The 12,779-nt window shown below is 66.0% G+C and carries 9 protein-coding genes; 5 read left to right on the forward strand and 4 right to left on the reverse strand.

Features of this window, described 5'->3' with window-relative positions:
* On the reverse strand, positions 1 to 945 hold the full coding sequence (locus RWR81_RS04370) for a hypothetical protein (RefSeq protein ID WP_314454951.1): 945 nt from the start codon (positions 943 to 945) through the stop codon (positions 1 to 3).
* Positions 946 to 1,423: 478 nt separating this feature from the next.
* Between RWR81_RS04370 and RWR81_RS04375 the strand changes: the two genes are divergently transcribed.
* Together RWR81_RS04375 and RWR81_RS04380 are read left to right on the forward strand one after the other, a co-directional pair.
* Positions 1,424 to 3,253 (forward strand): alpha/beta hydrolase, encoded by a 1,830-nt coding sequence (locus RWR81_RS04375; protein ID WP_314454954.1) that lies wholly within the window; start codon positions 1,424 to 1,426, stop codon positions 3,251 to 3,253.
* Between the two features lie 340 nt (positions 3,254 to 3,593).
* Entirely contained in the window at positions 3,594 to 5,447 is a 1,854-nt protein-coding gene (locus RWR81_RS04380) for an alpha/beta fold hydrolase (RefSeq protein WP_314454957.1), read from the forward strand.
* 142 nt (positions 5,448 to 5,589) lie between these two features.
* Here the strand turns inward: RWR81_RS04380 and RWR81_RS04385 are convergent, their stop codons facing one another.
* The 3 genes from RWR81_RS04385 to RWR81_RS04395 form a co-directional block, all read right to left on the reverse strand.
* Entirely contained in the window at positions 5,590 to 6,456 is an 867-nt protein-coding gene (locus RWR81_RS04385) for a hypothetical protein (RefSeq protein ID WP_314454960.1), read from the reverse strand.
* A gap of 150 nt (positions 6,457 to 6,606) precedes the next feature.
* Complete coding sequence (locus tag RWR81_RS04390) at positions 6,607 to 7,635, reverse strand: LppM family (lipo)protein (protein WP_314454963.1); 1,029 nt, start codon at positions 7,633 to 7,635, stop codon at positions 6,607 to 6,609.
* A gap of 191 nt (positions 7,636 to 7,826) precedes the next feature.
* Positions 7,827 to 8,651: an LppM family (lipo)protein gene (locus RWR81_RS04395; RefSeq protein WP_314454973.1), complete on the reverse strand. Its 825-nt coding sequence runs from the start codon at positions 8,649 to 8,651 to the stop codon at positions 7,827 to 7,829.
* Positions 8,652 to 8,894: 243 nt separating this feature from the next.
* Between RWR81_RS04395 and RWR81_RS04400 the strand changes: the two genes are divergently transcribed.
* The 3 genes from RWR81_RS04400 (at position 8,895) to RWR81_RS04410 (ending at position 12,631) form a co-directional block, all read left to right on the forward strand.
* Positions 8,895 to 10,742 (forward strand): phosphoenolpyruvate carboxykinase (GTP), encoded by a 1,848-nt coding sequence (locus tag RWR81_RS04400; RefSeq protein WP_314454977.1) that lies wholly within the window; start codon positions 8,895 to 8,897, stop codon positions 10,740 to 10,742.
* Positions 10,743 to 11,163: 421 nt separating this feature from the next.
* Entirely contained in the window at positions 11,164 to 11,883 is a 720-nt protein-coding gene (locus RWR81_RS04405; RefSeq protein WP_314454981.1) for a DUF6803 family protein, read from the forward strand.
* 31 nt (positions 11,884 to 11,914) lie between these two features.
* Positions 11,915 to 12,631 (forward strand): response regulator transcription factor, encoded by a 717-nt coding sequence (locus RWR81_RS04410; protein WP_003780993.1) that lies wholly within the window; start codon positions 11,915 to 11,917, stop codon positions 12,629 to 12,631.
* Positions 12,632 to 12,779: the final 148 nt, after the last annotated feature.

A 12,779-nucleotide genomic window follows, 5' to 3' on the forward strand; every position in this document is an offset into this window, starting at 1 on the left:
TCAGTAGCGGCCGTAGCCGTTCTGCCCCGCCTGAGGGGATGGTCCGCCGGTCCCTGGCGGCATCGGGTCGGGGCCCTGCTGGTAGGGCGGCGGGGTAGCCGGATAACCGGGGTGGACGGATGATGATGCCTGCGTGGAGGGGAGCGCGCCCTGGCCGGGAGGGTACGGTTGGTAGGGCTGTTGGGGCTGGAGCGGGACGCCCTGTGCAGGCGGGGTGGTGGGGAACTGCTGGTGCGCCGGTGCGGCTGCCGTGTTGAACGACTGCTGCATCAGCGCATCCTGGTATCTCCGTTTCCGGTTCTTCTTGTTGGAACTGATGACGAGAGCCGCTACACCACCTCCGACTCCCGCCAGGAGCACCAGGATGATGATTATCCATAATCCCAATCCGAAGTCCGCTTCGGCGGTGTCCTTACCACGAGCCTTGTGGTTGTAGAAGGTGTCGAATGAGACCTTGTTCTTCTTGTCCCCTTCTATTCTTCCTTCGCCGGCGTCGGTGACCTTTCCGGGGAAGACGACCGAGAGTGTCCAGTGGTCCGTCTTGCCTGAGACCACGCTGGTGTCGACGACGTACTCATCTCCGTCGTGCGTCACATAACTACTGTCGGAAACCGACTCGGTGCGGACGGCCGTGCAGGTCGGGATCCCGTCCTTGGTGGAGAAGGTCACCGTCGGAGCCTTCTTGCCATTCACCGTGAAGTTCTCCTCGGTGCAGGACTTCTTGAGCTTTTGCTCGGCATCTGGTGGAGCGGTGCCCAAGAAGGTCGTTGTCACCTCATCATTGGAGCTAATGGCGATCTCGAAGGAGGGTTTCTCTGCGTGGGAGCCTGCCGCCGGGGTGGCGGCGTCCGCATTCGTGCCCACCCCGATGAGGAGGGATGCGGCCAGACTGAGGACGCTGACGAGAGCGGCTGCTGGGGCGCGCCGAAGGGGGGAGTGCTGCATACGTCGCTTTAGAACCTGAGTGGACTGGGCGGAGGTTATCGATTCCGGTGTGTGGTGCACACGTTGTCCCGAGTGTCTCACACCGCGGGGATGGCGCTGTAGCAGTAGCAGTAGACGGATGAGCCCGGATGACGGTCCGCGACCCGTGGACTCCCCCGAATCCCCGGTGGGCTTTCGCGCCCCGGACCGGAGGGGGCAGTTGCGTTCTCCTTCTGGAGGAGGAGAGTGCTCGTGATCCGTCTCCTCCGAAAGGTCACCCCCATCCGTCCAGGAGGTTGAGGAAACCTACATCACATTGTCGTTAGCGTTGTAGGGGTCCGGGCGCCGCGGGAGCGGGGCCCGGGCCGGGTCCACCGGCCGGCGTGAGCCGGGCAGTGGGCCCCTGCACTGCCCGCAACCACTCTCGGCTATGGCGGGCAGTGGAGACCGACGACGACCAGATGACGAGCACTGACACCGCAAGGAGAGCCACCCTCTGATGAGACCCACACCCCTGACCGCACGGAAGGCAGGCGCGGCCCTGGCAGTACTGATGCTGTCAACCGCCCTAGCAGCCTGCCAACCAGACGGCTCCACCGACGCCGCCCCATCCACCACTGCAACCGCATCCACCGAATCCACCGATCAGACCAGCGCCCCCACCAACGGCTCCACCACCACCCCCACTGACGGCTCCTCCGATGGCTCCGGCAGCTCCATCGGGACCGCGGCGACCACCGCTGCACCTACGTCCACCGACCAGACCAGCACCCCCAGCGACGGCTCCACCTCCAACCCCACTGGGGGTTCCCAGGGCGATGCTCCCCGGGGGCTGGAGAGCTTCTACAGCCAGGACATCGACTGGAAGGATTGCTCGAACGAGACCACGACCTTCCAGTGTGGGACGGTCACCGTCCCGGTGGATTATGAGCACCCGGACGGCAAGACCATCACCATCGCGGTGAAGAAGCTTCCCGCCTTAGACGGCGACGCCGAGCACGGCTCCCTGTTCCTCAACCCCGGAGGCCCCGGCGGCAGCGGAATTGAGGTAGTGGAGGCCAAGGCCTCCGTGTTCGAGGAGCTTCGAGGCTCCTACGACATTATCGGGTTCGATCCTCGGGGCTTGGGGCAGTCCACCCCGATCACCTGCTGGAGCGATGAGGAGCTCAACCAGCACCTCACGGACACCAAGAACGGCAAAAGCAGCACGCTCTCCGAGATCATGGCGACCGATGCCGTCTTCTCCAAAAATCCTTCCGTCCAGGAGAGGATCGACCGGGGTGCGTCCAATGCTGCCAGGTGCGCCAAGTACTCACAGGTCCCTGAGCTGCTCGACCACGTCGGCACCCGCGACGTCGCCCGTGACCTGGACGTCCTGCGCGCCACCAACGGCAACGCGAAGCTGAACTACCTGGGCATCTCCTACGGGACCTACATCGGAGCCCTCTACGCCGACCTCTTCCCGGGCCGTGTCGGACGCACAGTCCTGGACAGCGCCGTCGATCCCTCGAAACGATTGGGTGGCGAACTCAGAGCAGGGCAGGTCGCCTTCTCGGAAGGTGTTCTGCGTCAGTACGTCGAGCACTGCCAGGCACAGAGCGCCTGCCCCCTGACCGGATCCACGGACGAGGCGATCACCCAGCTGGCCGCCTTCGTCAACGGCCTGGACAAGAACCCACTGACCACCCCGGACTCCGACGCCACCGTCAACACGCAGGAGGCCACCGACATCATCCTGCAGCTCGCCGTCAGACGGCCGGACTGGGACGGACTGACCGCCATGCTCACCCCGGCGATGACCAACCACGACGGCACCCTCATGGCCAAGGCGAAGCAGGGCTCGCCCGGGCTGTCGCCGGAGATGACCGCCGAGGAGGCGGCTCGCTCCGCCAACGCCATGGTCCTAGGCAACGCGGTCGTCTGCAACGACAACCCAGATACGGGCAGTACCGCCTCTGAGATGGACGCGCAGGCAGCCGCCGAGAGGAAGGCCCACCCCTTCTTCGGCGGCACCTCGAACGCCGCGGAGGCCTACTGCCGCGGCTGGGGGCATCGGGGGACGACCCCGCCCCAGGAGACCCGTGCCGAGGGCTCCGCCCCGATCCTCGTCGTCGGGATCACTGGGGATGCCCAGACGCTCTACTCCTGGTCCCGGAGCCTGGCCGGCCAGCTGGACAACGGCCACCTGCTCACCGTCGAGGGCTACGGTCACGGCGCCTTCGACAGGAACAGCTGCGCTACCACGGCCATCACCGGCTTCCTGGTCAACGGGACCATGCCGGATGAGGGCACCACCTGCGCCGCCGACCCACAACCCGCCGAGGGCTGACAAACAGCACCGCACCCGCGAAACGCTCCGGGACCTTGGGTCCACTCAACGAGTGGACCCAAGGCCCCGGACCGGAGGGCGCGGATGCGTTCTCCTTCTGGAGGAGGAGAGTGCTCGTGATCCGTCTCCTCCGAAAGGCCACCCCCATCCGTCCAGGAGGTTGAGGAAACCAACACCACATCGTCGTTAGCGTTGTAGGGGTCCGGGCACCGCAAGAGCAGGGCCCGGGCAGGAGACCCAGCACCGCCCGAGCCCCGGTAGCAGCGGGGCCACGGCGGGCAATGGAGACCGACGACGACCAGATGACGACCACTGACACCGCAAGGAGGGCCACCCCCTGATGAGACCCACACCCCTGGCCGCACGGAAGGCGGGAGCGGCCCTGGCAGTACTGATGCTGTCAACCGCACTAGCAGCCTGCCAACCAGACGGCTCCACCGACGCCGCAACGCCCACCTCTGCACCCACAGCCACCGATCAGACCAGCGCCCCCACCAACGGCTCCACCACCAGCCCCACCAACGGCAGCACCACCAACGGCAGCACCACCGACGGCAGCTCCACCGACGCCGCCGCGACCACCTCTGCGCCTACGTCCGCCGACCAGACCAGCACCCCCACCAACGGTTCCACCTCCAACCCCACCGGGAGTTCCCAGGGTGATGCTCCCCGGGGGCTGGAGAGCTTCTACAACCAGACCATCAGCTGGCAGGACTGCTCGAATGAGACCACGACCTTCCAGTGCGGGACGGTGACCGTTCCCCTGGACTACGAGCACCCCGACGGTCAAACCATCACCATTGCTGTGAAGAAGCTTCCCGCCTTAGACGGCGACGCCGAGCACGGCTCCCTGTTCCTCAACCCCGGAGGCCCCGGCGGCAGCGGAATTGAGGTAGTGGAGTTCAGGGCGTCCATGTTCGAAGGGCTCCGGGGATCCTACGACATTATTGGATTCGACCCTCGCGGGGTCGGGCGGTCCACCCCGATCACCTGCTGGACCGATGACGAGATCAACCAGTACCTGGCGAATCCCAACGACGACGCCACCAATCCCACGGACCCGCTCAAGGGCGTCAAATCAAAGAACGTTGCGGCCCAGGACAAGATCGACCGGGGTGCGGTCAATGCTGCCAGGTGCGCCAAGCACTCCGAGGTCCCTGAACTGCTCGACCACGTCGGCACCCGCGACGTCGCCCGTGACCTGGACGTCCTGCGCGCCACCAACGGCAACGCGAGGCTGAACTACCTGGGCATGTCCTACGGGACCTATATCGGAGCCCTCTACGCCGACCTCTTCCCCGACCGTGTCGGACGCACAGTCCTGGACAGCGCCATGGACCCCGCGCAGCGTTGGGCCGATGGGGATGCCGAGATCACGGCTTTCACAGAAGGCGTCCTGCGTCAGTACGTCGAGCACTGCCGGGCACAGGATGGCTGCCCCCTGTCCGGTTCCACGGACGAGGCGGTCTCCCAGCTGGCCGCCTTCGTCGACGGCCTGGACAAGAACCCTCTGACCACCCCGGACTCCGACGCCACCATCAGCACCCGAGAGGCCACCGCCATCATCCAGCAGTACGCCGTTGAGAAACCGGACTGGGACGGACTGACCGCCATGCTCACTCCGGCGATGACCAACCACGACGGCACCCTCATGGTCAAAGCGATGCAGGGTTCGCCTGGACTGCCGCCGGAGATGACCGCCGAGGTTGCGGCCCGCCTCGCCAATGCCAGGGCCCTAAGCAATGCGGTCATCTGCAATGACTACCCGGATACGGGCGCCACCGCTTCCGACTGGGACGCGCAGGCAGCCGCCGAGAGGAAGGCCCACCCCTTCTTCGGCGGCATCTCGAACTCCTTGGAGGCCTACTGCCGAGGCTGGGGGCACCGGGGGAAGACCCCGCCCCAGGAGGCCCGTGCCGAGGGCTCCGCCCCGATCCTCGTCGTCGGTATCAAGGGAGACATCAAAACCCTCTACTCCTGGTCGCAGACTCTGGCCGGCCAGCTGGACAACAACCGCCTGCTCACCGTCGAGGGCTACGGTCACGTCGCCTTCAACGTGAACACCTGTGCCATCACGGCTATCACCGGCTTCCTGGTCAACGGGACCATGCCGGATGAGGGCACCACCTGCGCCGCCGACCCGCAGCCGGCCGCCAGCGAACCCCAACTCGTCGTCGGCGGAGCCGAGGACTGACAGACAGGAGCACGAAACCGGGGTCTTGGGACCACTCCCAACGAGTGGCCCCAAGACCCCGGCTGCTGTAACAGTCGCCTCGGGTGCGCCCAGGGACTCACGGACACACCCGAGATCTCACGAACTGCAGCAACAGTTAAACCTAACTCGGCCTTGCTGGGTAGCCCGGTTGGGTAGGTGATGCCTGTGTGCCGGGGAGCGCGCCCTGGCCGGGGGGCTGCTGCTGGTAGGGCTGCTGGGGCTGGAGCGGGACGCCCTGTGCAGGCGGGGTGGCTGGGAACTGCTGGTACGCCGGTGCGGCCGCCGCGTTGAACGACTGCTGCTTCAACGCCTCCAGGTACCTCCGCTCCCGGTTCTTCTTGTTGGAGTTGGTGATGAGGGCTACCACGCTGCCCCCGATTCCACCCAGGAGCACCAGGATGACGATCATCCATAAGCCGGATCCGGTATCCGCTTCGGCAGTGTCCTTACCGCGAGCCTTCTGGTTGTCGAAGGTGTCGAATGAGACCTTGTTCTTCTTGTCCCCCTCTATTCGTCCTCCGCCGGCGTCGGTGACCTTCCCGGGGAAGACGACCGAGAGTGCCTGGGAACCCGCCCCGTCGTTGGACTCCGAGTCCACACTGGTGTCGACGACGTACTCATCTCCGTCGTGGGTCACGTACTTGTTATCGGAGACCGGCACGGTGAGGACCGCTGTGCAGGTCGGGGTCCCACTTTCGGAGGAGAAGGTCACTGTCGGTGTCTTCTTGCCATCCACCGTGAAGTTCTCCTCGGTGCAGGAGTCCTTGAGCTTTTGCTCGGCGTCTGGTGGAGCGGTGCCCAAGAAGGTCGTTGTCACCTCATCATTGGAGCTGATGGCGATCTCGAAGGAGTCTTTCTCCTCGCCGGTGCCTGCCATCGGGGTGGCCGCATCCACCGGCGTCGCCGACCCGAGGAGGAGGGAGACGGCCAGACTGAGGATGCTGACGAGAACAGCTGCTGGGGTGCGCCGAAGGGGAGCGTGCTGCATGTGTCGCCTTAGAACTATGTGGGTTGGATGAGGGTGCCGACTCTGGTGCATCGTGCCCGTAACTGCTCCGAGTGTCTCATACTGCGGTGACGATGACGTGGCTCCGAAACCGAATGGTTCCGGAGCCACAACGTTCTGGAGAGGTGCGCCTCAGTAAGCGCTCTGTCCGGACTGGGGGCCGCCATAAGGAGGCTGGAGTGACTGGGTTGGGGGCGTCTGGGTCTGGGGTGTGCCATAGCCGGGTTGAGCCTGGGGGGCGCTGTAGGGCTGCTGGCCAGGCTGATCTTGGGGCATGCCGTAGCCGGGTTGAGCCTGGGGGGCGCTGTAGGGCTGCTGGCCGGGCTGATCTTGGGGCATGCCGTAGCCGGGTTGAGCCTGGGGGGCGCTGTAGGGCTGCTGGCCGGGCTGGGCCTGGGGCATGCCGTAGCCGGGCTGAGCTGGGAAGGCCTGGTTGGGATCGTAGCCCTGAGCGGGGGCCGCGTAGGGGGAGGGCTGGAGCTGGTTCTTCTTCTTCCTCTGGGTGATGACGATAGCGGCGACGACTCCACCGATCACGGCCACGGCGAGCACGCCGATGAGGATCCAGATCCACGTGGAGGCGGAGCTGTCCCGGCCCTTCACCTTGTGGTGCACGGAATCGGTGAAGGTGACTTTGTTGCCGTCGACCTTGCCTCCGTCTGCGTCGGTGACTTTACCGGGGAAGGTGATTGAGTAGTTGAGATCAACTCCGCTAGAGGCGTCGCCGCTCTTGTCGGATGTTAAACCGGATGTTAAATCGACGATGTACTCGTCGTTCTCATGCGTGATTACTCCATTAGATTCAGAGATCTTCCCTGATCCTTCGATGGTGCAACTGCGGGCGTTGCCTTCGTCCTTGAAGGTGTACTTGGCGTTCTTGTAGTAGTCGGAAATGTCTTTAAGCGCCTCAGCAGAACAGGCTTTTTCGGTGATGATCTTGACGCCGGTTGAGGAGTCGACTGTCTTCTCCTTCAAGGAGTATGTGTCGTTGGATTTAATGACCAGAGTGATATCTTTTTTGAGTTTAAGGTCCTGGTCAGCGTGAGGGGCGGCGTGCGCTGGGACGCCGGTCAGGGCCAGGGGGGCGGACAGGGCGAGGCAGACGAGGGCTGTCAGCACGTACAGGGGAACGGGTGTGCGGCGCGCGGCGGCAGTCTTCATGCGGACACAGTAACCGTTTTGTGGCCTGGCCGTCACCTGGGTGATATAGCGGATCGCTCTCCTGGAGGGATGTTGTAGCGGGGCTGGACGCCGGAGCCTTGTGCGACGTCGCTCATACCCGTCGGGCCTCGGTGGCCCGGGATGAGCGGGTCCGCTCCGGAGACGACGTCGATGGTGTTGCATCCGGTGGACTACTGCCGGCGTGCGCGTCGTCTGCGTGACCACCTCCATGCTGCGCGCCGCCGCAGGACGACCGTCGCCAGGATGCTCCCGAGCAGCGCCAGGGCGCCGGCCAACCAGGTGCTGGACCGACTCCATCGGGACACGCCCCGCGAGTTCTGGGCGTAGCCCGAGGCGCTGACACCCTTGGCGACGGCGTCGGGATCGTCCCAGGTGACCGTGGTGCCCGAGACCTTTCCCCCGCCGGACTGCGTTACTGCGCCGGGGAAAGTGACCGAGACCCTGGTGTCGACCACGCCCTTGAAGGACGTGCTGCTCGGCTGAGGGTCCCCCGAGCCTCCCGACGGAGCGGCAGACGCCTCCGGTGCAGCGCTTGCCGCGTCGTCGGCCCCACTGGTCTCCTGTGAGGGATCGGGTGAGAAGGGCTGGATCGTCACCCTGTAGACGTCGCCGTCGCGTACGACGATGGTGTTCGGCTCGGCCTGAGAGGCTTGGGGGATCTCGACCCCGTTGATGCTCACCTGACAGCCGAGCCCGTCGTCGCCGGTGATCGGCTCGGCCTTGATCGTGGTTCCCTCAGGTACGCCCAGGGCGGCCGGGTCGGAGTAGGCGGAGCAGTCGGGGGTCTTGCCCCGGGGGAAGACGGCGCCGGTCGTGTCCCGCATCTCCAGGGCGACGTCGTAGCTGCCCTGAGTGATCGTCATGTCCATGTGGGCGGTGCAGGCGCTCAGCGTCAGGCAGAAGGCGGCCACCAGGGCCGGGCGCGCCGGTGCGTGTAACCGGGAGCGTGTGCAGGAGCGCGTAGAACTGGATGCGGGAGACGGCGCGACGGACATGCGGGCACGCTACACGGTCGTACTTGACCTTCACTGAGGGCGGAATGGTGCTGTGTCAAAGGCATCAAAAGCCGTCATTCTCCCGAATGTGGCCGATCGCATGCGCGTGTGGCGGGGAGGAGAGGTCCCGTTGGGACCTTTGGCAATGTGACCGTGGGCGCCGGTTGGGGGAGTATTGCCCTCGACCAAGCGGGCCGGTAACGGCGCGCTCACCGGATCAACACCCCCAAGGAAGGGACTCGCATGACTGTGTCTGAGAAGGACGTCCGCGCTGCCGCGCCGGCTAACGCCCCTGAGGATGTCGTCGAATTCGTCACGCGCATCGCCGAGCTGGCCAAGCCCGAGAACGTCTACTTCGCGGACGGCTCGCAGGAGGAGTGGGACCGCCTGACCACGGAGATGGTCGAGTCGGGCGTGTTCACCCGCCTCAACCCTGACAAGCGCCCCAACTCCTTCCTCGCGCGTTCCCTGCCCAGTGACGTCGCCCGTGTGGAGTCCAGGACCTTCATCTGCTCCGAGAAGGAGGAGGACGCCGGCCCGACCAACAACTGGTACGACCCGGCCGAGATGAAGAAGATCCTCCACGAGAAGTTCGACGGCGCCATGCGCGGCCGGACCCTCTACGTGATCCCCTTCTCCATGGGCCCCCTGGGCGGCCCCATCTCCCAGCTCGGCATTGAGCTGACCGACTCCCCCTACGTGGTGGTCAACATGCGGATCATGACCCGCATGGGATCGGCCGCCATGGACCTCATCGCCGAGGGCCGCCCCTGGGTCCCGGCCGTCCACTCCGTCGGCGCCCCCCTGGCCGAGCACGAGAAGGACACCACCTGGCCCTGCAACGACGAGAAGTACATCACCCACTTCCCGGAGACCAACGAGATCTGGTCCTTCGGTTCCGGCTACGGCGGCAACGCGCTGCTGGGCAAGAAGTGCTACGCGCTGCGCATCGCCTCGACCATGGCCCGCCGCGACGGCTGGATGGCCGAGCACATGCTCATCCTGCGCCTGACCGACGAGAAGAGCGGCAAGCAGTACCACGTCACCGCCGCCTTCCCGAGCGCCTGCGGCAAGACCAACCTCGCCATGCTCCAGCCCACCATCCCGGGCTACAAGGTCGAGACCGTCGGTGACGACATCGCCTGGATGCGCCCCGGCCCCGACGGCCGCCTGCGCGCCATCAACCCCGAGGCCGGCTTCTTCGGCGTCGCCCCCGGCACCTCCTACGACACCAACCCGATGGCCATGGACACCATGAAGGCCAACACCATCTTCACCAACGTCGCCCTGACCGACGACGGTGACGTGTGGTGGGAGGGCATCGACGCCCCGATGCCGGAGCACCTCATCGACTGGCAGGGCAATGACTTCACCCCGGCCGACGCCGCCGAGGGCAAGAAGGCCGCTCACCCCAACAGCCGCTTCACCACCCCGGCCTCGCAGTGCCCGATCGTCTGCCCCGACTGGGAGGCCCCCGAGGGCGTGGCCATCGACGCGATCCTCTTCGGCGGCCGCCGTGCGACCAACGTGCCGCTGGTCGCCGAGCAGTACGAGAACGCTCACGGCGTGTTCATCGGCTCCTCCGTGGCCTCTGAGGTCACCGCTGCCGCCCTGGACGCCAAGGTCGGCTCCCTGCGCCACGATCCCATGGCCATGCTGCCCTTCTGCGGCTACCACATGGCCGACTACTGGTCCCACTGGCTGGAGATGCAGGAGAAGCTGGGTGACAAGTTCCCCAAGGTCTACCAGGTCAACTGGTTCCGCAAGGACGAGAACGGCAAGTTCATCTGGCCCGGCTACGGCGACAACTCCCGCGTGCTCGACTGGATCGTGCGCCGTGCCTCCGGCGAGGTCGAGGCGATCGACGGCGTCACCGGCCGCTACCCCAAGTTCGAGGACTTCAACCTCGAGGGTCTCGACCTGGGCGAGGAGGAGTGGGCCAAGATGTACGACATCGACCCCGAGGCCTGGGCCGCCGAGATGGACGACACCGAGGAGTACTACAAGCAGTTCGGTGACAAGCTGCCCGAGGCCATCAAGGAGCAGCTCGCCAAGTTCCGTGAGCGCATCGCCGAGGCCAAGAAGGCCTGATAGCGACTAAGGCCCTCCCTCCACGAAGGGTGCTGACGGGGGTCCCACCGGTGAACCGGTGGGACCCCCGTTCGTTCTTCGCTGCTATTGCTACGCGCTTTGAAAGAAATGGGACTGGTGCTCTGCCGCTACTGCACGAGGGTGGGGGTGCACTGGCCAAGGGGCGTGCATACTGCACGACATCTCGCACCTCGGGGAGTACACCCGATCCTCACCCAGTAGCCCCCGACCCTCGTGCAGTACACGGCAGACACCACCTGGAGGACTGAGGGCGGCCAAGACCGCCCCTTTGGCTCTGTCAACTTCGATTGGCCCCATGGTGACGGTCTGTTCTGGCCCCATGTCTACCCGGAGACCGGCTTGACCGAATCTTCACATTCCCTTGCCCCGACCTCGGTGTGGGGCTTCGAGGCTTGTGGCCATGACCTCGAACGAGAACTCTTCCCGTACCGTGCCGCTGGTTGCCCTGGGTGTCGGCACCATCGCAGCTGCCGCCCTGGCCCTGGCCGCCCCTGACCTGACCTCCGGGTCGGGGATGGAGGGCATGCCGATGACCCACTACATGGGGCTGTTGGCCGTGCGTCAGCCGTGGAACCTGCTGTTGTTCATGGCGCTTCCGGTCGTGCTGGCCGAGACGCTCGCGATCACCGAGTTGGTGATCCTGTTGGCTCGTCGGGGTGAGCGTCCGGCGCCGGGATGGGTGACGAAGGTGGGCCACTGGGCCGGGTTGCTGGCCGGGCCGGTGTGGGTGTTCATCGGCCTGCACCTGCTTATCACTGCCGTGGTTCCGCTGACGGTCAATGGTGGCTGGCGTGGCCCCGCGGACGTGATCGCTGTCCTGTCGTACCTGGCCGGTGGCGTGCCGATGCTGGTGATCAGCCTGCTGGAGGCCGAGCTCTTGGGCCGCGACGAGACCGGGCGCCTGCGCCTGCACGTGGCGATGGTGGCCGTGTTCCTGGTGGTGGCCCACGTCGCGATGATCTTCGGCATGCTCGACCCTGCCGTCATGGGCTATTCGCCGAAGGCGCCGGCCTCGGTGCAGCACGACATGGGCAGCATGTCCGGCATGAACCACGACATGGGTGGCATGACGGACATGGACCACTCGACGATGATGCCCAGCTCCGCCCCGTCGAATTGATCCCCGGCCGGGTCCGTGGTGAGGTGGTGTCATGAACAGCGCTTCTGTTGCGGTTGTACCGAGTGTCCTGGTCGTCGACGACGAGCCGGTGCTGTCGGGCACAGTGAAGAACTACCTCGAGCGGGCCGGCATGTCGGCCCAGACCTGCGGGGACGGGCTGGCCGCGCTTGACCTTGTCCGGGCCACGGCCCCCGACGTGGTGGTGCTGGACCTGGGCCTGCCGGGCATGGACGGGGTGGAGGTGTGCCGCCAGCTGCGCACCTTCAGCGACTGCTACGTGTTGATGCTCACGGCCCGCGCCGACGAGGTCGACAAGCTGATCGGGTTGTCGGTCGGCGCGGACGACTACATGACCAAACCGTTCAGCCCGCGTGAGCTGGTGGCTCGCATCCAGGTGCTGCTGAGACGCCCCCGCGCCGGAAGTACGGGCGCCACGGCCGCGGTGGTGCACCGCATCGGCGCCCTCACCCTGGACCCGTCGTCGCGTCGGGTGGAGCTCGACGCGTCACCGGTGGAGCTGACCCGTACCGAGTTCGACCTGTTGCAGGCCCTGGCGGAACACCCCGGCTGGGTGCTGAACCGCCGCCAGCTCACCGACGCCGTGTGGGGCGAGGACTGGGTCGGCGACGACCACCTGGTCGACGTGCACATCGCGCACCTGCGCAAGAAGCTCGGTGACGACCCCTCCCAGCCCCGGTTCGTGCAGACGGTGCGCGGCGTCGGCTACCGGATGGGCCAAGGGCAGTGATGCCGCGCAACCCGCGCGGCAGTTGGGGACGCCGACTGCTGTGGACCCAGATGGCCGTGGGTGGGGGGGGGGAGGCCACCACCCGGCTCTGAGGACCTCAGTTGAGCCCGGCCTGGTTGGGGTTGGCCATGTATGGAGCGGGCCCCCC

The organism is uncultured Actinomyces sp., from assembly GCF_963526355.1.
Taxonomy (GTDB): domain Bacteria; phylum Actinomycetota; class Actinomycetes; order Actinomycetales; family Actinomycetaceae; genus Actinomyces.

Excerpts from the sequence above, each read along its gene's own strand:
- RWR81_RS04385 (WP_314454960.1), bottom strand. The coding sequence starts at position 6,456 with ATGCAGCACGCTCCCCTTCGGCGCACCCCAGCAGCTGTTCTCGTCAGC.
- RWR81_RS04380 (WP_314454957.1), top strand. The coding sequence starts at position 3,594 with ATGAGACCCACACCCCTGGCCGCACGGAAGGCGGGAGCGGCCCTGGCA.
- RWR81_RS04395 (WP_314454973.1), bottom strand. The coding sequence starts at position 8,651 with ATGTCCGTCGCGCCGTCTCCCGCATCCAGTTCTACGCGCTCCTGCACA.
- RWR81_RS04390 (WP_314454963.1), bottom strand. The coding sequence starts at position 7,635 with ATGAAGACTGCCGCCGCGCGCCGCACACCCGTTCCCCTGTACGTGCTG.
- RWR81_RS04375 (WP_314454954.1), top strand. The coding sequence starts at position 1,424 with ATGAGACCCACACCCCTGACCGCACGGAAGGCAGGCGCGGCCCTGGCA.
- RWR81_RS04400 (WP_314454977.1), top strand. The coding sequence starts at position 8,895 with ATGACTGTGTCTGAGAAGGACGTCCGCGCTGCCGCGCCGGCTAACGCC.
- RWR81_RS04405 (WP_314454981.1), top strand. The coding sequence starts at position 11,164 with ATGACCTCGAACGAGAACTCTTCCCGTACCGTGCCGCTGGTTGCCCTG.
- RWR81_RS04410 (WP_003780993.1), top strand. The coding sequence starts at position 11,915 with ATGAACAGCGCTTCTGTTGCGGTTGTACCGAGTGTCCTGGTCGTCGAC.
- RWR81_RS04370 (WP_314454951.1), bottom strand. The coding sequence starts at position 945 with ATGCAGCACTCCCCCCTTCGGCGCGCCCCAGCAGCCGCTCTCGTCAGC.